The following is a 24,020-nucleotide window of genomic DNA, read 5'->3' on the forward strand; positions in this document are numbered from 1 at the left end:
CTAGCGTTTGCCGCGCAGTGAGGACGTCAGCAGGATGATGCCCACCAGCAGCGCACCGCCCGCCAGCAGCCACGTCGGGTTCGGGATCTCGAACGCGCCGTCGGTCAGCACGTAGGCCGACACGAGCAGCGTGCCGATCCCCGCGAGGCCGGTCAGCAGGTCCGGGAACCCCCTGCGCGTCTCCTGGTCGCGCTCAGCCACGGCGCACCTCCACACTTCCCGTGTTGACCTCGGCCTCGATCTCGATCCGCTGCCCGCCCGCGCCGTCGTTGCCGAGGCTCTCGTACTCGTCGACCCGCACGTCGAGGCCCGACTCCTCCCGGTCGAGGCACTCCACCGTGCCACGCTCGGCCTCGCACGTCACGACCACGTCGGCGTCCTCCGGGACGATCACCTCGACGACGCCCGCGCCGGTCCTGGCCCGCACCTCGACCACCTCGTCGGACAGCGGCAGCGACGTGAGGTTCACCGTCACGTCACCCACCGACCGCTCGTACTCGCGGTCGAGCTGCGCCAGGGAGGTCGGCTGCGCGGTCAGGTCACCGATGCCGTTGTAGCCGTCCGGGCTCACGACCGTCAGCGCCAGCCCCGCCACCGACAGCGGCACCGCCAGCGCGATCAGGCCGCGGCCGCCGCGCAGGAACGCGCCGGCCACCATGCCGAGACCGAGGATGGCCAGCACCACGCCGACGATGTGCTGCGGCGTGATCCACCCGCCCATCGCGAACGACATGCCCGCCGCGGCCACCAGCGCCAGGCCGACCGTCATCGTGCCGATCCGCGACCTGCGCCGCTTCACCGGCGGCTCCGGCGGTTCCTCCGGCGTGGGCGCGGCCGGCTCCGGCAGGTCCCACGCGAACGGCGCGGCGCCGAGCGGGTCCCACGCGGGCGGCGTGGTGCGCTCCTCGGCCGGCGGCGGCATGTCGACCGGGGCACCCACCGGCGGCGTCCGCGGCACGTCGGTGGACGGAGGCACCGGCATGACCGGCATCGCGGCCTCCGGTGCGGCAGGCTGCGGCGCCGACGCCGTCGACGTGCGCACCGGGGTGAGGTGCCCGCGGTTCTGGTGCAACAGGAACAGCAACCCGCCGATCACGATCAGGCTCAGCCACGCCGGGAACGTCCCGAAGGGCCCGCCGCCGAAGAACCAGCCGGCCATCGGCACCAGCAGAACGCACAGCAGGATGGTGAACCCGGCGGACGTCGAGCTGCGGCCCTTGCCGATCAGCGCCTCCGCGGGTGCCACCTCGTCGTCCTCCTCGGGCAGGAACAGCCAGCCGAGCAGGTAGAACAGGATCCCCGCACCGCCGTAGACAGCCGCCACGACGAACCCGACCCGCACCAGCACCGGGTCCATCCGGTACCGGTTGGCCACGCCCGCGGCGACGCCCGCGATCTTCCGGCCACGTCGCGGTCGCCGTGGCCTGGTCGCCCAGAAGTCCTTGACCGCGTCCTCGGCGCGCATGGCGCCGTGGTGTCCCTGTGTCGCACTCACGGTGACAAGGATGCGTCGGCGCCCCCGCCCGGCACATCGGGGAAACACCCTGAACCACACGGTCCGGGTTTTTCCCTGATGGAGCGCGCGCGCACCCGTGTGACGATGGCACAGTGAGTGTGCAGGCCGAGATGCGAGAGCCGGTGGTGGACGCGGACCTCGAACGCGCGAAACGGGACCAGGCCGACGACGAGACCAGGATGCGTCGCCGGCGGACCGGTCGTGCCGTCGCGGGGGTCGCGGGCGGGCTCGCCGACCACCTCGGCATCGGCGTCCTGTGGACCCGGATGGCGTTCGCGCTGCTGGCGGCGTTCGGCGGCGCGGGCGTGCTCGCGTACGGCCTGCTGTGGGTGTTCGTCCCCCAGGCACGCACCGAGACCAAGCAGGGCGAGGTCTCGGTCAAGGAGAAGCAGCAGGCCCGCGGCCTGCTCGCGATGGGCATCGGCCTCGCGGTCGGCGTCGGCGCGCTGTCCGGGATGTTCAACGGCTGGATCGCGGGCGGGCTCGCGGTCACCCTCGTCGGCGCCGCGCTGGTCTGGCGGGAGGCCGACGAGCAGCAGCGCCGCCGGTGGACCAAGTCCGGTGTGGTCGGCGCCGTCGTCGGGACGGGTGGCCGGTCCGCGCTGGTGCGGGTGCTGACCGGTGCGGTGCTGGTCATCACGGGTATCGCCGTGTTCCTCGCCCGCAGCGTCAACCTCGACCAGATGCAGTTCGCGCTGCTCGCGGTGCTGGCCGCGCTGATCGGCGTCGCCGTGCTGACCGTCCCGTTCTGGCTGCGGCTGGTCCGCGACCTCGGCGAGGAGCGCACGCAGCGCATCCGCACCGAGGAACGCGCGGAGATCGCCGCCCACCTGCACGACTCCGTCCTGCAAACGCTTGCGCTGATCCAGAAGCAGGCCGAGGCGCCCCGCGAGGTGCTGCGCCTCGCCCGCGGCCAGGAACGGCAGCTGCGCAGCTGGTTGTACGGCCCGTCGGGCTACGGCAAGGGCCGTCCCGTCGAGGGGGCGCAGGCGGGTGGCGCGGGCGGCACACCGGAGGCGACGTCGCTGTCCGAGGCGATCGAGCGGGCGTCCGGCGAGGTCGAGGACCAGTTCGCGATCAAGGTCCAGCACGTCGTGGTCGGCGACTGCCAGCTCGACGAGCGGCTGACCGGCCTGGTGTACGCGGCACGCGAGGCGACCGTCAACGCCGCCAAGCACGCCGAGGTCGGCGAGGTCAACGTGTACGCCGAGGTCGAGCCGGACACCGTGACGATCGTCGTGCGCGACCGGGGCAAGGGCTTCGACCCGGAGACCGTTCCCGCGGACCGGCATGGCCTCGCGGACTCCATCCGGGGCAGGATGGAGCGCAACGGCGGTGAGCTGCGCCTGCGGACCGCGCCCGGCGAGGGCACGGAGGTGCAGCTGCGCATGCCGCGGGTCTCGGTAGCTTCGTAGAGGGGTTGTCAGTGATGGCGGAGAAGCCCGTACGGGTGTTCCTGGTGGACGACCACGGCCTGTTCCGTGCCGGCGTGCGGGCGGAGCTGGACTCCATCACCGACGACGTCGAGGTGGTCGGGGAGGCGGGCACCGTCGGCGAGGCCGTCGCCGGGATCGCGCACAAGAAGCCCGACGTGGTGCTGCTGGACGTGCACATGCCCGACGGCGGCGGCGCCGAGGTGCTGCGCCGCGCGCGGCCGGACAACCCCGAGGTGGTGTTCCTCGCGCTGTCGGTGTCCGACGCGGCCGAGGACGTCATCGCGGTCATCCGGGCAGGCGCCCGCGGCTACGTGACGAAGACGATCTCCAGCCACGAGCTGGTCCGCGCGGTCGTCCGGGTGTCCGAAGGGGACGCCGTGTTCTCCCCGCGCCTGGCGGGTTTCGTGCTGGACGCGTTCGCCGACCGGCCCGGCGCGGCGCCGATCTCCGACCCCGAGCTGGACCTGCTGACCCCGCGCGAACGCGACGTGCTGCGGCTGCTCGCGCGCGGCTACGCGTACAAGGAGATCGCGGCCGAGCTGTTCATCTCGGTGAAGACGGTGGAGACGCACGTGTCCAGCGTCCTGCGCAAGACACAGCTGTCGAACCGCTACGAGCTGTCGCGCTGGGCGTCGGACCGACGTCTGGTTTGACCCTCACACGGTGTCAGGCCATAGACCTGCCTTCGTCATGTTCACCATCGGAGACTTCGCCAGACACGGCCGCGTGTCGGTCCGCATGCTGCGGCACTACGACGCGATCGGCCTGCTGCGGCCCGCGCGCGTGGACCCGTTCACCGGGTACCGCGGGTACGAGGCCGCGCAGCTGTCGCGCCTGAACCGCATCGTCGCGCTCAAGGACCTGGGGTTCACGCTCGAGCAGGTCGCGACGATCATCGACGAGAAGGTCGGGATCGACGAGCTGCGCGGCATGCTGCGGTTGCGGCGGGCCGAGCTGCGGAACCAGCTCGCGGCGGACCGGGCACGGCTGGCCGCGGTCGAGGCGAGGCTCCGTTCCATCGAGACGGAGGGCGTCATGCCGGTCCAGGACGTGCAGGTCAAGAAGGTGCCACCGGTGCGGGTCGCGGAGGTCAGCGGCGTCGCCGCGAGCTTCGAACCGAGCGCGATCGGCCCGGTCATCGGGCCGCTGTACGACGAGCTGTTCGGGCACCTCAAGGCGGCCGGCGTCGAGCCGGTCGGCCCCGGGATCGCGTACTACGAGGACGCGCCGGACGGTGGCGTGGTCGTGCACGCGGCCTGCCCGGTCAACGTCGAGACGGTCGAGGGCGCGCGCGTCGTGGATCTCCCGGGCATCGAACGCGCGGCCACGATCCTGCACCACGGCGACATGGACAACGTCCTGTCCACGATCCAGACGCTCGCCACGTGGATCGAGGAGAACGGCCACACCTCGGCGGGCTACAACCGCGAGGTGTACCTGGAAGCCATGTGCGACCGCGCCCACTGGGTCACCGAACTGCAGGAACCGTTGGCGTGAGCGCCGCGGAGTTGCTCGCGGCCGTGGTGGCCGGGTTCAATGGTCCGGTGCCGCGTGGCCTCGCCAGCACAAGGGCGAGGGTGGGCGAGCACCTTACTCCAAGGGGATGATGTCCGTGGCCAACCACTACATCGGCGCCGCCTGACCGCTGACGCCCGCGCGGTCAATCCCCTTCACGACCTCTCTCCTTTCCTTGGCGATCGGGAGACGCCGCGCGCACGCATGTGCCCGTTTTCGCCTACCCACCGAGGAAAGAGGACATTGATCATTTCGTTGACCACGACCGGCGCGCGCAGCGGCCGGTCCCACACCGTCGAGGTCGGCGCGGTGCCCGACGGGGACACGTTGCTCGTCGTCGCGTCCGCGGGCGGGGCGCCGCGGCACCCCGCCTGGTACCACAACCTGGTCGCCAACCCGAGGGTCACGATCGACGGCCGCCGCACCGCCATCGCGGTGCCGGCGGTCGCCGGGGAACGCGACCGGCTGTTCGACGTGGTGCTCGCCGAAGCTCCCGGCTACGCCGGCTACCAGCGGCGGACCAGCCGGGTCCTGCCGGTCGTCGTGCTGCACCCCGAGGACCAGGACGTGGTGCGCGTCCGCGCGGCCGGCGACGAGCTCGTCGCGTTGCACGGCTGGTTCCGCGCGGAGCTGGCAGCGCTGCGTTCGGGTGCGGCCGTCGAGTTCACCGACGACCTGCGCAGCAACTGCCTCGCGTTCTGCGTCGGCCTGGAACGCCACCACATGGGCGAGGACTACGCCGTGTTCTCGTTCCTGGGGCAGCGTTTCCCGGAGCTCGCTCCCGCACTGGAGGAGCTGCGGGCCGAGCACGTCAAGGTGGCGCGGCTGCGCGGCGAGCTGTCGGTGCTGGTGGTGCAGGACGACCCGGCGCCCGCCGACTTCGACCGCCTGGACGCCGCGCTGACCGCGCACCTGGACCGCGAGGAGGCGCTGCTGGTGCCGCTGCTGAACGCGTTGGCGGACGTGCCGTGGCCTAAGGTCGGCTGACCGCGACGGCCGGGGTCGGCGCCGCGGGCTCCACGACGGCGCGGCGCCGCACCCTGGTCAGCGCGACCCCACCGAGCACGACCACCATGCCGGCGATCACGTGTGGCGTCAGCGCCTCGTCGAGGAACAACGCACCGAGCAGCACCGAGACGACCGGCAGCAGGTACCCGACGCTGGCCGCGTTGGTCGGCCCCTCGTCGGTGATCAGCCGGTAGTTGAGCGCGAACGCGAACCCGGTCCCGAAGATCCCGAGGATCGCGACCGCGATGATCGCGTCCCAGCGCAGGTGGACCGGTTCGAGCCCCTGCACGGGCACGGCGAGCGCCATCAGCCCGGTGGCGGAGAGGATCTGCGACGCGGACAGCGCGATCGGCGCCACCCCGCGCCCGGACACGAACCGTCCGATGTAGGCGAAGCTGATGGCGTAACAGATCGCGGCGACGAGGATCAGCAGCGCGCCGGTGCCCCCGATCTCGGCCTCCCACGGCGAGAAGATCAGCAACGTGCCGAGGAACCCGAGCACGAGCCCGCCGACCTTGGTGACGGACAGGTTCCGCTCCACGCGCAGCATGATCGCGATCACCAGCACCCAGAGCGGCGTGGTCGCGTTGAGCACCCCCGCCACACCGGAGTCGACCGTCTGCTCACCGATCCCGAACAACGTGAACGGGATCGCGTTCCCGATCAGAGCGGCGACGACGAGGTGACCCCAGAGCTTCCGGTCGCGGGGCAGGCGGTTGCCGCCCGCGTAACACAGGACCACCAGTACCGCCGCGCCGAGCAGGACGCGGATGAAGGTCATCTGCACGGGCGTGAAGCCCGCGAGGCCCATCTTGATCCAGAGAAAGCTCGAGCCCCAGAACAACGCCAGCAACCCCATGCGCACGAGGGTCGCGCCACCACCACTGATCACGACGCAACGGTGCCTCGCCGTGGCCCGGTAGGACAAGCAAATAGAAGCACACGCATCTGTTAGCAGAACTGAACGGTTGTGCCGGGGTGCGGCCTCCGGCCCCCGGTCACCACGCTACGGCAGTGCACCGACGATCCCGCCGCCTCGGGAGCTGGTTGTCCACAGGTGGGGTGGTTGTCCACAGCCAAGATCGACTTTCGTCCCCCTGTCGGGGGTCACCGGTAGACTGGACAGCGGGGTGCCCCCGGGAGTGGTGGGGGCTGCCCGTATGTACTGGGGGGCCTGTTTTCGCTGGTCAGTGCCGTTGTGGCGGTTTGTGTGCGCCGGGCTTGGTGGTGTGCCTTGCCTGGGTTTTCCCTCCGGGGGGTCCTCGCCGGACGGGCTGGTCTCCGGGATGGCGGGGGTCTTGCACGGGGCTGGTTTGGCAAGGACTGCTGTTGAGTGGTCTGCCTGCCATCCCGTCGACCTCCCGGAGGGCTATCACACCGCGTCAAGGGGGCCCGGCGGCTTTGGGCATGTGGTTGGTTCGTGTTTCGGGCCCCCTTGACCCGGTGTGATCGGGCTTCGCCAGGTCGACGGGATGGCAGGCAGGCAGCGCCTTGTGGTGAGCTGCGCTCGGCTTGGGTGGGCAGAGCCCCGCTTCGCGGGCGGGGCGCAATGCGCCCGGCTTCCGGTGTCCGTGAAAGGCGCATTCAGGACGCCGCGAGCGGCAGAGGTCAGCCGTCCTCGTCGTCGTTGTCGCCGGAGGAGCGGCCCAGGCTCTCGTAGTCGTCGATCAGCAGGTCGCCGTCCTGCTGGACGATTGTCAGCCGGTAGGTCTCCGTCGACTGGCGGTTCCGCTTCGTCACGAACTTGAGTGTCGCGTCGACCTCGTTGTCGTCCGCGGACATGGACAGGACCTCGACGCTCTGGACGGTCTTCCAGAAGCGCTTGTACGACGACTTGCCGCCCGACTTCTCGTGGCTCGCGTCCGTCATCAGGTTCCACGCCGCGTCCGGGTCGCGCGGCAGCAGTGCGTAGTAGTCCTGCACCAGGCTCTGGTAGTCCTCCGCCGTCGGCTCCTCGTACGCCGACTCCGACGGGGACTCCGAGGTCACCGCCTCCGTGGTCGTCTTCTCCGTCGTCGTCGTGGGCGGTGGGGCCGCGCCGTTGTCGTCGTCGTTGCCCGCCGCCAGCAGGCTCGCCACCAGGATCCCCACCAGCGCCGCTGCCACGACCGCCAGCACCGTCAGCACGATCGACCGCACCCGGGACCCGCCGGGGGCCGGGGCCGCCGGGCGGGGCGGCGGGGTCGGTGCGGGCTCCCGCATGATCGGACCGCTGGGCGCCGGCTCCGCGAACGGGTTCACGTCCAGCCGCGTCCCGTCCTGGGCGGGCGGCGGAGGTGGCGGCGCAGGCCAGCGCGGTGGGGTCGCGGGGGCGGCGGGACGCGCCGGGAGGCGGTTGCCCGCGATGCGGTCCGTCGGCGCGGCCGCCGCGCTCAACGTCGGCTGCCTGCCCTCGGCGACCGCCAGCAGGCTGTCCCTGGTCACCGTCAGCGACGGGCGCTCGGACGGCTCCACCCGCAGCAGCTGCATGAGCAACGCGGTCAGCGGGCCCGCCTGCCGGGGCGGCGTGATCTTGCCCGCCGCCACCGCGTACAGCAGCGCCAGGGTGTTCTCGCTCAACCCGAACGGGGAATGGCCCTCGACCGCCGTGTACAGGGTGGAACCCAGCGAGAACACGTCCGCCGCAGGCTTGGGGTCCTCGCCCTTCGCGACCTCGGGCGCCAGGTACGCCGGGGTACCGGCCAGCATGCCGGTCGCGGTGACGGTCACGTCACCGGTGGCGCGGGAGATGCCGAAGTCCGTGATCTTGACCGTGCCGTCCTCGCCGAGCAGAACGTTCGCCGGCTTGATGTCGCGGTGCACGATGCCCGCCGCGTGCGCGGCGACCAGCGCCGACGCCACCTGCGCGCCGATCCGCGCGACCTCGGTGGGCGGCAGGGTGCCCTTCTCGGTCAGCACCGCCGCGAGGCTCTTCGACGGCAGGTACTCCATGATCAGCCACGGGTCGCCGTCGTGCTCCGCGACGTCGTACACCGTGATGGCGTTGGGATGCGTCAGTCGTGCCGCGATCCGCCCTTCCCGCATGCATCTTCGCCGCGCCTCTTCGGCCTGCGCGGCGGAGAGACCGGGCTGCAGCAGCAGCTGCTTGACCGCGACCGTCCGGTGCAGCCGCTCGTCGTGCGCCTGCCACACGATGCCCATCGCGCCGCTGCCGATCTGGCGGCCGAGCAGGTAGCGCCCCGCGACGAGCGCACCCTCCGACGTCATGGCGTGACCCCCAGAACCGTCAACGCGCCTCGCCACCCGGGGGATCCGACGGCTCGGTCGCGGTCGTCGTGGTGGTCGTCGGCTCGTCCGTCGTCGTGGTCGTGGTCGTGGTGGTCGTGGTGGTCGTCGTGGTCGTGGTCGTCCGATCCGTCGTCGTGGTCGTCGTCGGCTTCTCCGACGTCGGCTCCGGCTTGTCCTCGGACGTCGGCGGCTCGGACGACGTCGTCGCCTCCGTCGTCGTCACGACCTCGCTCGACTGCGTCTGGTTCGTCTGCTTCGGGTCGGTGGTGGGCTGCTCGTCGTCGCCCCGGTTGGCCATGAGGAACGCCACCGCGGCGATCACGGCCACCAGCGCCAGCCCGGCGCCGACCACGATCGGGGTGCGGGACCGCTTCGGCGGCGGGGGCGGCGCCGCCACCCGTGCCGACCGCACGGCACGCGTCCGGTCGTCGGCGCCGACCATCTGCGTGGCGGAGTCGCCGTAGTCCTCGTAGTCGTCGTAGTCGTCGACCAGCTCGGTGCGGCGGGTGCCCGGCCCCATCGGCAGCGGCACGTCCGGCACCTCGCCCATGGCGACCGCGCCCAGCAGGTCCCTGGACCGCGACGTCGACGGCCGCTGCTCCGGCTCGGCCGCCAGCATGGCCACCAGCACGTCGGTGAGCGGGCCCGCCAGCTGCGGCGGGTTGATCCGGCCCGCGGCCACCGCGTGCAGCAGCTGCAGCGTGTTCTCCGTCAACCCGAACGGCGGCTCGCCCTCGACGGCCGCGTACAGCGTCGAGCCGAGCGAGAACACGTCCGACGCCGGCGTCGGGTCGTTGCCGACCGCGGCCTCCGGCGCCAGGTACGCGGGGGTGCCCGCGATCATGCCGGTCTTGGTGACCGTGACGTCGTCGCTGGCGCGGGAGATGCCGAAGTCGGTGATCTTCACCGTGCCGTCGTCGCCGAGCAGGATGTTGCCGGGCTTGATGTCGCGGTGCACGATGCCCGCCGCGTGCGCGGCGGCCAGGGCGGCGGCCGCGTGGGCGCCGATCCGCGCCACCTCGCGGGCCGGGAGCGGGCCGCGCTCCGACATGACCATCGCGAGGCTCTTCGACGGCAGGTACTCCATGATCAGGCAGGGCGCGCCGTCCTCGTCGACCACGTCGAACACGGAGATCGCGTTCGGGTGGTGCAGGCGGGCGGCGATGCGGCCCTCGCGCATGCACCGCGCGACGGCCTCGGCCTGCTCCTCCGGCGGGAGGCCGGGGGACAGGAGGAGTCTCTTGACGGCGACGGTGCGGTTCAGTCTCTCGTCGTGCGCCGTCCAGACGACGCCCATCGCACCGGTTCCGATGCGGTGCACCAGGCGGTAACGGCCGGCGACCAGGCGACCTTCATCGGTCATCGCGCCGAGTCCCCCCTACCTGCAGGTGATCGGTGTACATGCCGACTCCGGGATTTTTTGGGAACGGCTGTCTGGCCCCGCGTGCGCCAACCCGCACCAGGCTAGGCGTTCACTCTGCGCGCACGAACAGGGACCACATCGTGAACGCCGCGGCGTGCTTGGTATTGCGGGTGGAATGAGCAGGGGGTCGCAGGTTACCGGGTCAGTTCCGCTGGGCTGACAGCAGTTGCACCCCGACGATGCGACGGGGACTCTCCGCAACCGTGAGCAGTTGCTGGATGCGCAGGTGCCCGCCGCCGAGCAGGCGCATGCGCACGGTGGCCAGCACGCCGTCGGCCTGCTGGACGACGTCGACCGAGTCGATCGCCACCACGTGCGACCAGGACCGCAGGAACTCGCCGAGGCCGCTGTTCAGCAGCTCCGGGGCCAGCAGCTGGAACGCGTCGGCGGGGGCGTCCGGCAGGTTCTCGTAGAACGCGCGGACCAGCGCCAGGTCGTCGGCCGGCGCTGGCTCGGCGTGACCGGTGTCCGCGCTGGCGGACGTGCCACCGGACGGCGTGGCGGCCGGCGGCGGCGGTGCGGTGCTGGTCGCGGACGGTGTGGACGCGGCGACGGGCTCGTCGGCCGGCGGCGGTGCGGGCGCCGGGGCGGGTGCCTCGGCCACCGTCCTGCCGAGACGGTCGGGCAGCAGCGCCTGGTCACCGGTGATCTGTACCGTGGGCCGCACCGCGGGCTGGGCGTTCTCGCGCCGCTGCTGGGAGATCATCGAGGACACGGCCACGGCGCCGCACAGCACCGCGCCCGCGACGCCGATACTCGCCATCTTGGCGAGCTGGGCGGCGCGTGCGGGTGGGCGGCGGTGCGAGACGGGAGCGACGACCACCGGGATCGTGTCGGTGATGTCGTCCCGCTCGCCCGCGGAGCTGTCCGTGCAGAGAGCTGGTGACGCCTGTCTGGTGAGCAGCTCCGTGACGGTCACCGAGCCGGCGCGTGCATGCCGCCGACCGGTCGTCAGACGGTCCACTGTGTGATGGCCTCCGTGCGTAGCGTTAGGGGCCACTGGTACTCCGGTCGCCGTGCCCGGCGCTAGTCAATTGGAGTGGATCACCCGAACGGGGTTGCGCCGTCCTGGGATCTTCACTCGAATGGACTATGACCCGGATCACGCTGTAGTCGAGTCCGCGGCGATCTTCGGATCGCCGCCCCACGTGAAGGTGAGCCGCCGCTCCTCGATGGTCGCCGTGCCGTCCTTGTGGACCACCTTCATCCGCGACGTCGTCTCGGACTTGCCGCGGTCGATGGTGATCTCCTGGACCTCGATGCGCTCGACGTCGCCGTAACGCGCCTCGATGCCCTCCTCGCCCTCGCGGGCCATGCCGCCGGTGGTCAGCGCGTGCGCCGCGGCCGGGTCCTCCGTGACCAGTGCGAAGTACTCCTCGGTCCGGTCGCCCATCTTCTGCGGGTCCGTGGGCGTGACCGGGGCGTCGCCGACGGTCTCGCGGACCGGCGGCGCGGGCGTGGCCGACGACGTGGTGGTCGTGTCCTCGCTGGTCGGCTCGGTCGGCACGACCGACACCTCGCCGGTGGTGCTGCCGATGACGGTGTCGCGGGCCGGGCTGTCCTCCGTGGTCGCCGACGGGGTCGCGCTGGTGCTGTGCCTGGTGCTCGTGGTGGGCCGGTCCGTGCTCGGCGCATCGGACGTCTCGTCGTGGTGGGGCAGCTCGGCCAGCGTCAGCGGGCCCGTCGGGTACGCGGGCAGCGCGTCGATCAGCGTCTCGTCGCTCACCGGACGGCCCATCAGCTCGCTCGTGGCGATGGTCAGGCCGAGCACCACGGCCGCGGACGTGCCGACCGCGAACCACGCCGCCTTGCGCCAGCTGCGCGGCGGGGTGACCGAGGCGGGCACGGTCCCGAGGTCGAACTTGCGCAGCCCGGTCGCGGGCGTCTCCGGCAGCGCGTACACGATCGCGCTGGACAGCGGGCCGGTGTCGGTCTTGCTGTGCTTCGGCGGCGGGCCCATGGGCACCGTGTCGGCCAGCACGTCGGCGTGCTCCGCCGCGTGCCGGGGCCGCCGCGGCGACGCGGGCGCGTCCGCGGCCACGATGGACTTCCGCAAGAAGCTCGGCGGCGTGCCTTCCGCGTGCCTCGGCGACGGCGGCACGGCGGCAGGCCAGTCCTGCGCGCGGTGCCGGGGCGCGGGCCACGCGGGCGCGTCGGCCGCGCCGCGGGCCCTGGGCACCTCGGGTTCGTCCACCGGCCAGCCGGGACGGCGGGTCAGCACCTCGCTCGCAGGCCACGCCGGTGGCGCGGCCGTGTCCCCCGGCCGGAACGCGCGCATCCCGTCGTGCCGCGCGTGCGCCGGTCCGGAATCGACGGGGCGCACCGCAGGCGTCCACATCGCACCCGCCGCGCCCCGGCGGTGCCGCCCATGACGTTGCTCCTGGCTGCGCCAGCCCCCGCTTGTCATGACTGTGTGACTGCCCTCCCTCCGGCTCGTGACGCGATGCGACGAAACGATCACTAACGGCTCGTGTCGACCGCCTGGAAGGCCTCCGCCAGGCGGCCCTCACCCAGGCCGAACTCCGCGGCCGTTGCCGCGTGGTACTGACGGAGGTCCCGCTCGATCGCGTCGCCCGTCGGCCCGGCCTGCGACGAGTGGGAGCGCAGCGCGGCCATCTTCTTGTCGAACGCGTCGGTGATGTCGACGGCCTGGTTGCGCAGGCGCATCGGTCCGTCGGCGAGCCACAGCTCGCGCACGACCCACGGTTCGAGGCCCTCGTCGTCGAGCAGGGTCCGGTGCGCGTGCGGGTTGCGCGCGTCGGGGTACACGGCCGCGAACGTGGCCTCGCCGACCGCCCGGTGGTCCGGGTGCGCGGTGGGCACGAAGTCCCAGTTGATCTCCGGCGACCAGGTGAGCACCCGGTCGGGGCGCACGCGGCGGATCACCCGGCTGATGTCGCGGCGCAGGTCGAGCGACGCGGTCACGGCCCCGTCGGGGTACCCGAGGAAGGTGAGGTCGGTGACCCCCACCTGCGCGGCCGCCGCCCGCTGCTCGGCCTCGCGCACCTCGGCCATGCCCGGCGAACCGTCACCGCTGGCCTCGCCGGACGTGCAGACGCAGTAGGAAACCTCGATCCCGGCCGACGTCCACACCGCGACCGTCCCGGCGGCGCCGAAGTCGACGTCGTCGGGGTGGGCGGTGACCACCAGCGCGGACCGAACCTTCGCGGTACTCACCCACGCCAGGGTAAGTGGTCGCTGTCGGTTTGAGGGGTTGGGTGTGCATGTCCCTAACGTGTCACCCCATCGTGTGATGTGGGCACACGCAGGCACTCAGCCGCCGGTGCGGTACCGCTCCTGCGTCGACTGCAGCGCCTTCACCGCGGTGCCGCCCGAGCCGGCCGCGAGCAGGATGGCGAGGACGTCGACGAACCCGTTGCCGCTCGTCAGCGCCCACGCGAGCAGCGCGCCCGCGGTCGTGACGCCTGCGATGGGCCACCGGCTCCGGACGTACTGCGCGATCGGCGCGCCACCCGCCCGCTTGCCGGCGGCGGAGTTGAGCATCGCGAGGTACCCGGCGTGCCCGAGGGCCGCCAGGACCGACGCGATGGCGATGAGGACCGCGATCAGGTTGAGGACCATGCCTCCAGTGTGCCCGCGTCCGGGCGTGCCCCGGATCGGTGGGAACCCTGAGATTCGCAATGGTTATCTGCCGAGCGGCCCCCGGCCGAGCGCGAGCAGGGCCATCGCGATCTTGCGGCCCTCCGGCCCCAGCTCCCGGTAGCGCGCCAGCACGTCCATCTCCCGGTTGACCACGATGCGGGTGCCGCCCGCGGCCATCCTGGCGGCGCCGATCGTCTGCGACACCTCGGCCCTGCGCTTGACCAGCCGCAGGATCTCGGCGTCCAGCCAGTCGATCTCCTTGCGCAGCTCGTCGATGTCGGTGCCGGCCTGCTTGTTCTCGTCCGTGGAGGTGGTGGGGGGCATGTCGTGTTCCTCGCTCATGTGGCGGAATCCCCTTGGCCCCGAGCAAAAAGCCCCGGGTCCGAGGACTCCGGGGCTTCGATGGTCGTTCGCGCGCTAGGCAACGACGGGAGCCGGAGTCCGGATCCCGTAAAAAAACTCGAAGCCGTGGTAGCGCACGGCGTCGATTCTGCACCGCGGCCCGCGTTCTGTCCACTCGCCGGGACCGTCGCGCGCCCGGCTGTCGGTGCTGCCCGGTAACGTGGACGCATAATGAGCACTCTGTTCGAATTGCCTCCCCAGACGACGTCCCCGCAGCCCCGGCGCAAGGCAGGGGCGGAGCTGCTCGACGGCCTCAACGACCAGCAGAAACGTGCCGTGCAGCACGCGGGTACGCCCCTGCTCGTGGTCGCGGGCGCGGGTTCGGGCAAGACGCGGGTGCTGACCAGGCGGATCGCCTACCTGCTGGCCGAGCGGGACGTCCACCCCGGCCAGATCATGGCCATCACGTTCACCAACAAGGCCGCCGCCGAGATGCGCGAGCGCGTGGTCGAGCTGGTGGGCAGGCGCGCCAACGCCATGTGGGTGTCGACGTTCCACTCCATGTGCGTGCGGGTGCTGCGCCGCGAGGCCACCACGCTGGGCATGAAGTCGAGCTTCTCCGTCTACGACGCGGACGACACGCGCAGGCTGATCACGCTCGTGTCCCGCGACCTGGACATCGACCCGAAGCGCTACACCGCGCGCGGGCTCGCCGCGGCCATCTCGAACCTGAAGAACGAGCTGGTCGACCCCGAGACCGCGAAGGACAAGGCGGCCAACGACTTCGAGCGCCGCACGGCCGAGGTCTACGTCGAGTACCAGCGGCGGCTCGATCTGGCCAACGCGTTCGACTTCGACGACCTGATCATGCGCACGGTCGAGCTGCTGCAGACGTTCCCCGCCGTCGCCGAGTACTACCGCCGCCGGTTCCGGCACGTGCTCGTCGACGAGTACCAGGACACCAACCACGCCCAGTACACGCTGGTCCGGGAGCTGGTCGGCACGTCGTCCGACGGCGTCGAGCCCGGTGAGCTGTGCGTGGTCGGCGACGCGGACCAGTCGATCTACGCGTTCCGCGGCGCGACCATCCGCAACATCGTGGAGTTCGAGCGGGACTACCCGCAGGCCACCACGATCATGCTGGAGCAGAACTACCGCTCCACCCAGACGATCCTGTCCGCGGCCAACGCGGTCATCTCCCGCAACCCCAACCGGCGCGACAAGCGGCTGTGGACCGCGCTCGGCGACGGCGACAAGATCGTCGGCTACGTCGGCGACAACGACCACGACGAGGCCGCGTTCGTGGCGGGTGAGATCGACCGGCTCATGGACGGGGGCGACGGCGCGGGCGAGATCAAGTACAGCGACATCGCCGTCTTCTACCGCACCAACAACCAGTCCCGCGTGTTCGAGGAGATCTTCGTCCGCATGGGGCTGCCGTACCGGGTGGTCGGCGGCGTGCGGTTCTACGAGCGCAAGGAGGTCCGCGACGCGCTCGCGTACCTGCGGGTGCTCGCCAACCCCGACGACGCGGTCAGCCTGCGGCGGATCCTGAACGTGCCCAAGCGCGGCATCGGCGACCGGGCGGAGGCGTGCGTGGCCGCGCACGCCGACAAGCAGCGGATCTCGTTCACCGACGCGCTGCGCGACGCCGTCGACGACAAGGTGCCGATGCTCAACGCCCGGTCGCGCAACGCGATCACCGGGTTCGTCGAGCTGATGGACGACCTGCGCGGCCTCGTCACCGACGGGCACGAGACGGCCGACATCCTGGAGGCGGTGCTCGAGCGCACCGGCTACCGCGCCGAGCTGGAGGCCTCCGACGACCCGCAGGACGAGACGCGGGTGGAGAACCTGACCGAGCTCGTCACGGTGGCCCGCGAGTTCGCGCACGAGCTGCCGCCGGAGGACCCGGACGGCGACGGCGCCGAGGACGATGGCGTCGTCGAGCCCGGCTCACTGGCCGCGTTCCTGGAGCGGGTGTCGCTGGTCGCGGACGCCGACCAGATCCCCGACGAGGACAGCGAGGCCACCGGCGTGGTCACGCTGATGACGCTGCACACCGCGAAGGGCCTCGAGTACCCGGTCGTGTTCTGCACCGGCTGGGAGGACGGCGTGTTCCCGCACATGCGGGCGCTCGGCGACCCCACGGAGCTGGCGGAGGAGCGGCGCCTGGCGTACGTGGGCATCACACGTGCGCAGCGGCGGCTGTACCTGTCCAGGGCGATCGTGCGGTCCGCGTGGGGCCAGCCGATGACCAACCCGCCGTCGCGGTTCCTGGACGAGATCCCGGCCGACCTCATCGACTGGCGGCGCGTGCAGCCCGAGCGGCGGGCGCCCAGCGCGCCCACCACGGGCTGGGGCCGTCGCTCGTCGTTCGGGGACCGCTCGTCGTCGGCCACGCCGTCGTTCGGGCCCGCGAAGGGCTGGAAGGACACCCCGGCGCTGTCGCTGGACGTGGGCGACCGGGTCACGCACGACAAGTACGGCCTGGGCACCGTGGTGGCCACGGACGGTGCCGGCCCCCGCGCGACCGCCACGATCGATTTCGGCACCGCGGGCACCATCCGCCTCATGCTGATCGGCAGCGTGCCCATCCAGAAGCTCTGACTCCACTTTCGAGTGAATCCCGCTTCTCGTGGTCGAACGGATGTGCGAAACTGTCGGTGCCATCCGGTTGACTACTCACCACGCGGGACCACCCAGGTCCCGCTCGGTGAGACAGGGAGTCCTAGATGTGGACGAGGTGTTGTTCGGCGTGCTCGCCGAGAACATCGGCAGGTACCTGGACGCGGTCGACCGGCGTGCCGGGCAGTCGGAGGAGCTGCGGGTGCTCGTCGCCGCGTGGCGGGCGCTGCTCGACCTCCATCGGCCTGAGGGCCGTCGAGGGAGCTGCGCGGGCTGCGCCGCGGCTCGTCACCGCAAGGGCGGCATGTGCACCGTCTGGCGGGTCGCGGGGGCGTTCTTCGTCCGCCGCGTCTGACTGGCTGGCGGCGCGGTGGCGCACGGTGTGCGCGCTCGGTGGCGCCGGGGACCGATCAGAGGCTGACGCCGTGCTCGAGGAGCCAGGTCCGCGGGTTGATCTTCAGGCCGTCGGCGTCCCAGACCTCGAAGTGCAGGTGCGGTCCGGTGGACTGGCCGCGGTTGCCGATGCGGGCGATCTGCTCGCCTGCCTTGACCCGCTCGCCCTCCTGGACCGAGTAGTCCAGCATGTGGCCGTAGACGGTGATGGTGCCGTCGTCGTGCTGGATGCGGACCCAGAGGCCGAAGCCGCTGGCCGGGCCCGCCTCGATGACCACACCGTCGGCGGCGGCCACGATCGGCGTGCCGATGCTGTTGGCGATGTCGATGCCGTAGTGGGTGGTGCCCCAGCGGGCGCCGAACCCGGAGGTGAAGGTGCCCTGGGCGGGCCGCACGAACTTGGGCCGCTCGGCCTCGGCCTTGGCCGCGGCGAGGGCGGCGGCACGGGCCTGCACGATCTGGTTGGTGGAGGCGATCTTCTGCGCCTCGACCGGGGCGGTGGAGATCTTGGCCACCGTCAGGACTTCCGGCGCGGCGGCCGACGAGCTGCCGCCGATGCCGCCACCGAGCTGGGCGGAGGCGTTCTTGCTGTCGGCAAGGGGTGCGATGTCGTCGGAAGGAGATGACTGGCCGGCAGCTTGGAGCGTCTGACCGGCAGCGGCGGCGGCGAACGCACCGACGGCCACCGCGGCGACAACCACGCGTCCACGTAGCGCGGACGAGGGTGGGTTCATGCGGTGCTGAGCGGAACGGATCCGTGCGGAGCTGTTGCGTTCAGCAAGCGCAGCGTCAAGCGCTGCGCACTCCCGTGCGTCGCCGCTGGGGGAGCGGTGTCGAGACAAGGCCTGCCCTTCCGTCTTCGGGGAGTCCGGCTCGACATGCGCCTGGCTCGTTGGGGCCGAGCTGTCGGCGTGAGCACCGGGCGGGGGATCCCGGCTGTGCGGCAACTAAACCTAGCGGTTGCCGTACTGCCCAATTCGTGACCGGACCGTGACAACGGACCGGGGGACGATAACGAAGGGGCACCGCCGAGGGCAACTTCCGTGAACCAAGTCCGCCAAACGGGTGGCGCCCACACCCGCTGTAACCAGGCCCAATGACCGAAGGTAAACCCGAAGTTACAGACCCGATGTGATCCAAGACACGAAAGACCCACACAGCCAGCCCGCTCCGCGAACAACAAACACGGCCGTTCGTAACCAAACTCAAGCCCCCACCACCCGCGCCCCCCACACCCCGAACAGCGGCGACGGCGTTGACCCCGCTCGCGCAAGACAGAAAGGAACAAACCGACAGAACACCCACAAGAACTCGGGGTCCGGCCGCCGCCCCCAAGCCCCGACCCCGAATCACGCCAGCCCGCGAGAGCAACTCCTGAACCCGCGCGTCGGAAGCTCCGCCACCCCGGGCGAGAGCCGCCAGGCCCAGCATGGGCAACCGCCCCGGCAGGCGGCTGCCAGCAGCCGCCTGCCGGGGCGGTTGCGGGCCAGTGGCCCGGTCAGTTGGCTGACCCATGAGGTGTGCCACGACACGCCCACGGGCTCGGCCGCCCGAGCTGCACCCCGGGGCGCAGCCACAAGGCTGGGCACAGGAGCTAGGCCACCGAGCTGGCCGACGAGGCTGGGCCGCGAGGGCCAAGACCACTGGGCTGGTTCGCGGGACCCGGTCGTGGGGGCGAGCCACTGGCTGGGTCATCGGGCTGGCTCACGGGCTGCCCCGCAGGGGCGAGACCACTGGCTGAGCCATCGGGCTGGCTCACGATGCTGGGCCGCGAGGGGCGAGACCACTGGGCTGGGGCGTAGGGGCGAGACCGCTGGCCTGGGTCATCGGGCTGGGTCACGGGGCTGGCCGCGGGGGCGGAGGCCACTGGGCCGAGGTCATCGGCCCTGGTATCGGGCTGGGCCATGGGCCACCGAGGCCTGGGCCGCGCGGGGGCGAGGGTCACCGGGCTAGGGCTAGGGCCGCAGGGGGCGAGGGCACCGGGCTGCGTCACCGGGCTGCGTCACCGGGCTGCGTCACCGGGCTGCGTCACCGGGCTGCGCGACCGGGCTGCGTCACCGGGCTGCGCGCCCAGTTCAGCAGCTGATCCGCGCCGCGCACCGCCCGGGCTGGTCCAGCGTCCTGGCTGACGGGGGCGATCGGGCTGGTCCAGCCACCTTGCTCCGGTGTGCCTGGGTTGGTCAGCCACCCAACTGCTTGACGGGACTGGCCTGACTCGCGCGCTGGATCTGTTCGGATGCTGGCCTGACCGGTGCGCCCGGTCGCCGGTTTGCCCGGCTGCGTTCTGGACTGTCCAACTCGGCCGAGGGCTTGGATGACCGGCCTGCCCGACTCGTTCGCGCGGCCCGGGTTGCCCTCCCGCTCGGCGTGCCACAATCTGCTCGGCCCCGCAGTGTGGCCAACGTGCCTGGCCTGCTTGATCCGCCCGACCGGTGTGCCCGGTCCGCTGACCTGCTCGCCTTGCGGCATGCCGGGCCTGCCCGGCCCACTCGACGCACCAACGTGTGTCCAGCCCGAACCCGGGCCGGGAAGCCACAGCTACCTCGCTCCACCGGGCTTGATCGTTCAGCCCCGTCGGTGAGCGGGTCCGGAGAAGCGACAGACGGAGGCGCCAGCCCAGCTGAGCCCGCCGCCCACCGATCAACCATGGGCGCGCCATGTGCACACCCGCGGACCTTGCTAGCGTCTTCACTCAATGACTGCGCGGACTCGATCGACGCTCGGTTCGGCTGGTGGCCGCGAGCGTGGGGCACCACAGGACGTCGATCGGCTTGGGTGGGGGGTCGCGCCCCTCCGGTTGCGGATCGCCTTGCTGGTTTCGCTGGGTGGGGCCGTGCTCACCGTCGTGGGGGTCGGGCAGGGGCTGGTCGACGACTCGCCCCTGGCCGGGTTCGGCAGCGGGTTCCTGCTCGCCGTGCTTGCCTTCGCGGCACCTGTCGCGGCGATTCTGTTCATCCTCTTCGGGCGGGCCATCGTCGCGGCGGGCGTGCTGGCCGGGGCCGCGCTTCTCGCGCCGGGGCTGGCTCTGGTCGACGCGCAGTTCATCGTCGACGCCCTGCAGGCCTCGCGGCCCGAGATCCTCGTGCCGACCTCGCTCGCGGACCTCTCGCCCGGGATCGGCAGCTACCTCGTCCTCGGCGGGCATCTCGCGGCGCTCGTGGCCGGGGTGCTCGCCGGGGGCCGAGCGGGGGCGGACCCGACGTCCGACTACTTCGCCGCGCTCGACCGGAGTGTGTCCGTCGCCGGGCGGGGCGCCGCCATGGGCTGGGCGCTCGCCGCCGCTGTCGTGAGCATCGCGGGGCTGTTCTTCCCGCCGTTCCGGTCGGACAACGCCTTCCTGCTCGCGCACGACCTCGTCGACAGCCCCGCGCTGGTCCGGTACGGCAGCATCCTGCTCGCGTTGACGTTGCTCGTCGGCGGGGCGGTCGCGGCGGGCAGCTCCCGGCCTGCGCTGGCCCGCGGGATGGGGGTCGGGCTGTTCCTGGCGATGGCCTGGCTGGCGCTGCCGCAGGTGTTCGCCGTGGCGGCCATCGACTGGTTGCACGTCGAGCGGGGCGGTGGGCTGCTGACGCTCGTGCCGCTGGCGGTCCTGGTCCTCATCCTGTTCTTCGTCCGCGGCGAGCGGGTCCGGGACGGCGCGCGGGACGGTGAGCTCGAACTGCGCACCAGCCCGCTGCACGTCGTGACCGGGGTTCTCGGGGTCCTGACCGGGGCCGCCGCCATCGCGGGTGCGATGGGCGCGCTGGTGGTCGTGGAGGGCGGCGACCAGCCGGAAAGCTACGCCAACCGGCAGCTGGTCCCCGCCGGGATCGTCGTTCTCGTGCTCGGGGCCGCCCTGTTCACGCGGTGGGCGGGGGCCGTGCGGCCGGCGTTCGTGGTGTCGCTCGGGGCGGTCGCCGTCGTCGGGTTCGCGAGCCTCGACGCCGCCTTCACCGGCACGACGCTGCCCGGCACCGCCTTCAACCTGCCGATCGTGACCGTCGACCTGCGGGTCGGGGCCGGGACCTGGTTCGCGGTCGTCGCGATCGTGCTCGCCGGGTTCGCCGCCGTCGCCGCCGTGGTCGCGGGCGGGGCCGAGCGGGACGACGTGGACCTCACCGAACGGACGCTGCACACGCGGATCGCCATCCCCGCGGGGGCCGCGGTCCTGCTGGCGGTCGGGGCGTTCGCGGCGCCGATGATCTCGGCGCCGGACTTCACCGCGCCCGGGATCGTCACCGAGTTCCGGCTCGCGTCGTGGGGGCTGCTCATCGGGCTCGCCGTCGTCGCCGGGGCCGCGGCCGTCGCGGCGTTCTCGCGTCCGCACCGGGCGGCCGCCCTGCTGTTCGGCGGCGCGGCCGTGGTCGGAGTGCACCTGCTGGAACTGCCGATGACCGGCGACCGCGCCGAGGGCGCCACGGCCGGGCAGGGCACGTGGTTGTCGCTCGCCTGTCTGCTGGCCCTCGTCGTGGCCGCGGTCACGGCCATGACCGACCGCACCGAGTGAGGGACTTCACGGACGCCGCCCGTCTCCCCTTAGCCGCAGGTCGCTAGGGTCTTCTGCGCAGCCGTTCCTCCTAGTCGAGCCGTAGATACAGGAGACCGTCGTAGTGGATCTGTACGAGTACCAGGCGAAGGACCTCTTCGGGGCCCACGGCGTCCCGGTTCTGCCCGGGGACGTCGCCGACACCGCCGACGACGCGAGTCGCATCGCGGCCGACCTCGGCCAGCGCGTCGTCGTCAAGGCGCAGGTGAAGACCGGGGGCCGCGGCAAGGCGGGCGGTGTCAAGCTCGCCGACGACCCCGAGGACGCGAAGGCGAAGGCCGAGGCGATCCTGGGCCTGGACATCAAGGGCCACATCGTGCGCCGTGTCCTGGTCGCGCCCGCCTCCGACATCGCGGAGGAGTACTACTTCTCCTTCCTGCTGGACCGCGCCAACCGCACCTTCCTCGCCATGGCCTCCGCCGAGGGCGGCATGGACATCGAGCAGCTGGCCGTCGAGCGGCCCGAGGCGCTCGCCAAGGTGCCCGTCGACGCGCTCAAGGGCGTCGACCTCGACAAGGCCAAGGAGATCCTGACCGCGGGCAACTTCCCCGAGGCGATCCGCGACCAGGCCGCCGAGGTCGTCGTGAAGCTGTGGGAGACGTTCGTCAGCGAGGACGCGACCCTCGTCGAGGTCAACCCGCTGGTCCGCGACCCGCAGGACAAGATCATCGCGCTGGACGGCAAGGTCACGCTCGACGACAACGCGTCCTTCCGCCACCCCGGCCACGCCGACCTCGTCGACATCGCCGCCGAGGACCCGCTCGAGGCCGCGGCGAAGGCCAAGGACCTCAACTACGTCAAGCTCGACGGCCAGGTCGGCATCATCGGCAACGGCGCGGGCCTCGTCATGTCCACCCTCGACGTGGTCGCCTACGCCGGTGAGGAGTTCGGCGGCATGAAGCCCGCCAACTTCCTCGACATCGGCGGTGGCGCGTCCGCCGAGGTGATGGCCAACGGCCTGGAGATCATCCTCGGCGACGGCGACGTGAAGTCGGTCTTCGTCAACGTCTTCGGCGGCATCACCGCGTGCGACGCGGTCGCCAACGGCATCGTGCAGGCCTTCCAGCTGCTGGAGTCCCGCGGCGAGCCGGTGAACAAGCCGATCGTCGTGCGCCTCGACGGCAACAACGCCGAGGAGGGCCGCCGCATCCTGACCGAGGCCGCGCTGCCGGGCCTCGAGCAGGTCGACACCATGGACAACGCGGCGCGCAAGGCCGCCGAGCTTGCCTCGAAGGGGGCCTGAGCCAGACATGGCTATCTTTCTGAACGAGGACAGCAAGATCATCGTCCAGGGCATGACCGGCGCCGAGGGCACCAAGCACACCCGCCGCATGCTCGCCTCCGGCGCGAACGTGGTCGGCGGCGTCAACGCCCGCAAGGCGGGCCAGAAGGCCGACTTCTCCGACGTCAAGGAGGGCCTGACCCTCCCGGTGTTCGGCACGGTCGCCGAGGCCATGTCCGAGACCGGCGCCGACGTGTCCGTGCTGTTCGTGCCGCCGAAGTTCGCGAAGGACGCGGCCGTCGAGGCCATCGACGCGGGCATCCCGCTCGCGGTCGTGATCACCGAGGGCATCCCGGTGCACGACACCGCCGCGTTCTGGGCGCACGCCTGCGCCACCGGCAACAAGACCCGGATCATCGGCCCGAACTGCCCCGGCGTGATCAGCCCCGGCAAGTCCAACGCGGGCATCATCCCCGCCGACATCACCGGCCCGGGCCGCATCGGCCTGGTGTCGAAGTCCGGCACGCTGACCTACCAGATGATGTACGAGCTGTCGGACATCGGTTTCTCGACCGCGGTCGGCATCGGCGGTGACCCGATCATCGGCACCACGCACATCGACGCGCTGGCCGCGTTCGAGTCCGACCCGCAGACCGAGGTCATCGTGATGATCGGCGAGATCGGCGGCGACGCCGAGGAGCGGGCCGCGGCCTACATCGCCGAGCACGTCACCAAGCCGGTCGTCGGCTACGTCGCGGGCTTCACCGCGCCGGAGGGCAAGACGATGGGCCACGCCGGCGCGATCGTGTCCGGCTCGTCCGGCACCGCGCAGGCGAAGAAGGAAGCGCTCGAGGCGGCCGGGGTGAAGGTCGGCAAGACGCCGTCCGAGACGGCCGAGCTCGCGCGCCAGCTCGTGGCCGCGAAGGCCTGAGCGGCTTCGCAGCGAGTCAACTGACCGTGGGGCCGGACGCTGGTGTAGCGTCCGGCCCCACGATGGTCTGGTATTCGGGGGAACCGCCTCGTTCTCAAGGCCGTCGGAAGGTCTGAGTTGAAGAATGTCCCACACCGATCGCGTCTAGTGAGCTGAGGAGAGCAACGCGATGACCTTCCCAGGCGGGGCTCCGGGTGGTTTCCCGGGCCAAGGGCCGCAGCAGCACCAACCCGGTCCCTACGGGCCTCCG

Annotated in this window: 20 protein-coding genes; 9 read left to right on the forward strand and 11 right to left on the reverse strand. The window is 71.8% G+C overall.

Translation table 11 applies throughout. The annotated features are described in order from the left end of the window. Together ACYQ77_RS03015 and ACYQ77_RS03020 are read right to left on the reverse strand one after the other, a co-directional pair. Positions 1–201 (reverse strand): hypothetical protein, encoded by a 201-nt coding sequence (locus ACYQ77_RS03015; RefSeq protein WP_459707133.1) that lies wholly within the window; start codon positions 199–201, stop codon positions 1–3. Beyond that, positions 194–1,495, reverse strand: a complete 1,302-nt coding sequence (locus tag ACYQ77_RS03020; RefSeq protein ID WP_459707135.1) for a PspC domain-containing protein — start codon at positions 1,493–1,495, stop codon at positions 194–196. The genes ACYQ77_RS03015 and ACYQ77_RS03020 overlap by 8 nt, the downstream gene beginning before the upstream one ends. A gap of 200 nt (positions 1,496–1,695) precedes the next feature. Here ACYQ77_RS03020 and ACYQ77_RS03025 point away from each other — a divergent pair, with 200 nt between their 5' ends. From ACYQ77_RS03025 to ACYQ77_RS03040, 4 genes are all read left to right on the forward strand, one after another. Continuing rightward, positions 1,696–2,931: an ATP-binding protein gene (locus ACYQ77_RS03025; RefSeq protein WP_459708120.1), complete on the forward strand. Its 1,236-nt coding sequence runs from the start codon at positions 1,696–1,698 to the stop codon at positions 2,929–2,931. A 14-nt stretch (positions 2,932–2,945) separates the two neighbouring features. After that, the gene (locus ACYQ77_RS03030) at positions 2,946–3,605 is read left to right on the forward strand and encodes a response regulator (RefSeq protein WP_396111543.1); all 660 of its coding nucleotides are present in this window, start codon (positions 2,946–2,948) and stop codon (positions 3,603–3,605) included. 37 nt (positions 3,606–3,642) lie between these two features. Next, positions 3,643–4,449: a MerR family transcriptional regulator gene (locus ACYQ77_RS03035; RefSeq protein ID WP_459707137.1), complete on the forward strand. Its 807-nt coding sequence runs from the start codon at positions 3,643–3,645 to the stop codon at positions 4,447–4,449. 261 nt (positions 4,450–4,710) lie between these two features. After that, entirely contained in the window at positions 4,711–5,454 is a 744-nt protein-coding gene (locus ACYQ77_RS03040; protein WP_459707139.1) for a nitroreductase/quinone reductase family protein, read from the forward strand. Here ACYQ77_RS03040 and ACYQ77_RS03045 read toward each other — a convergent pair. The 8 genes from ACYQ77_RS03045 to ACYQ77_RS03080 all read right to left on the reverse strand — a co-directional run bounded on the left by ACYQ77_RS03045 (position 5,441) and on the right by ACYQ77_RS03080 (position 14,053). Beyond that, entirely contained in the window at positions 5,441–6,334 is an 894-nt protein-coding gene (locus ACYQ77_RS03045; RefSeq protein WP_459708123.1) for a DMT family transporter, read from the reverse strand. The genes ACYQ77_RS03040 and ACYQ77_RS03045 overlap by 14 nt on opposite strands. 749 nt (positions 6,335–7,083) lie before the next feature. Next, positions 7,084–8,682 (reverse strand): protein kinase domain-containing protein, encoded by a 1,599-nt coding sequence (locus ACYQ77_RS03050; RefSeq protein ID WP_459707141.1) that lies wholly within the window; start codon positions 8,680–8,682, stop codon positions 7,084–7,086. Between the two features lie 19 nt (positions 8,683–8,701). Next, positions 8,702–10,066: a serine/threonine-protein kinase gene (locus tag ACYQ77_RS03055; protein ID WP_459707143.1), complete on the reverse strand. Its 1,365-nt coding sequence runs from the start codon at positions 10,064–10,066 to the stop codon at positions 8,702–8,704. 202 nt (positions 10,067–10,268) lie between these two features. Further along, positions 10,269–11,045 (reverse strand): hypothetical protein, encoded by a 777-nt coding sequence (locus tag ACYQ77_RS03060; protein WP_459707145.1) that lies wholly within the window; start codon positions 11,043–11,045, stop codon positions 10,269–10,271. A 183-nt stretch (positions 11,046–11,228) separates the two neighbouring features. Beyond that, positions 11,229–12,449, reverse strand: a complete 1,221-nt coding sequence (locus ACYQ77_RS03065) for a hypothetical protein (RefSeq protein WP_459707147.1) — start codon at positions 12,447–12,449, stop codon at positions 11,229–11,231. Positions 12,450–12,586: 137 nt separating this feature from the next. Beyond that, positions 12,587–13,303, reverse strand: a complete 717-nt coding sequence (locus ACYQ77_RS03070) for a PIG-L deacetylase family protein (protein ID WP_459707149.1) — start codon at positions 13,301–13,303, stop codon at positions 12,587–12,589. A gap of 96 nt (positions 13,304–13,399) precedes the next feature. After that, entirely contained in the window at positions 13,400–13,708 is a 309-nt protein-coding gene (locus ACYQ77_RS03075) for a hypothetical protein (RefSeq protein WP_459707151.1), read from the reverse strand. Between the two features lie 63 nt (positions 13,709–13,771). Next, positions 13,772–14,053: a chorismate mutase gene (locus tag ACYQ77_RS03080; protein ID WP_459707153.1), complete on the reverse strand. Its 282-nt coding sequence runs from the start codon at positions 14,051–14,053 to the stop codon at positions 13,772–13,774. Between the two features lie 249 nt (positions 14,054–14,302). Here ACYQ77_RS03080 and pcrA point away from each other — a divergent pair, with 249 nt between their 5' ends. Beyond that, positions 14,303–16,681 carry a DNA helicase PcrA gene (gene pcrA / locus ACYQ77_RS03085; RefSeq protein WP_459707155.1) on the forward strand — a complete coding sequence of 793 codons (2,379 nt, stop codon included), beginning with the start codon at positions 14,303–14,305 and terminating at the stop codon, positions 16,679–16,681. Positions 16,682–16,808: 127 nt separating this feature from the next. Further along, positions 16,809–17,054, forward strand: a complete 246-nt coding sequence (locus ACYQ77_RS03090; RefSeq protein ID WP_459707157.1) for a hypothetical protein — start codon at positions 16,809–16,811, stop codon at positions 17,052–17,054. Between the two features lie 55 nt (positions 17,055–17,109). Here ACYQ77_RS03090 and ACYQ77_RS03095 read toward each other — a convergent pair whose 3' ends face one another. Further along, entirely contained in the window at positions 17,110–17,793 is a 684-nt protein-coding gene (locus ACYQ77_RS03095) for a M23 family metallopeptidase (RefSeq protein WP_459707159.1), read from the reverse strand. A 2,132-nt stretch (positions 17,794–19,925) separates the two neighbouring features. Between ACYQ77_RS03095 and ACYQ77_RS03100 the strand changes: the two genes are divergently transcribed. The 3 genes from ACYQ77_RS03100 (at position 19,926) to sucD (ending at position 23,770) form a co-directional block, all read left to right on the forward strand. Beyond that, positions 19,926–21,578, forward strand: coding sequence for a hypothetical protein (locus ACYQ77_RS03100; RefSeq protein WP_459707161.1), 1,653 nt, complete (start codon positions 19,926–19,928; stop codon positions 21,576–21,578). A 103-nt stretch (positions 21,579–21,681) separates the two neighbouring features. Continuing rightward, positions 21,682–22,860, forward strand: coding sequence for an ADP-forming succinate--CoA ligase subunit beta (gene sucC / locus ACYQ77_RS03105; protein WP_459707163.1), 1,179 nt, complete (start codon positions 21,682–21,684; stop codon positions 22,858–22,860). Between the two features lie 7 nt (positions 22,861–22,867). After that, positions 22,868–23,770, forward strand: a complete 903-nt coding sequence (gene sucD, locus ACYQ77_RS03110) for a succinate--CoA ligase subunit alpha (RefSeq protein ID WP_459707165.1) — start codon at positions 22,868–22,870, stop codon at positions 23,768–23,770. Positions 23,771–24,020: the final 250 nt, after the last annotated feature.

The sequence above is a fragment of the Actinophytocola sp. KF-1 genome (assembly GCF_054661535.1).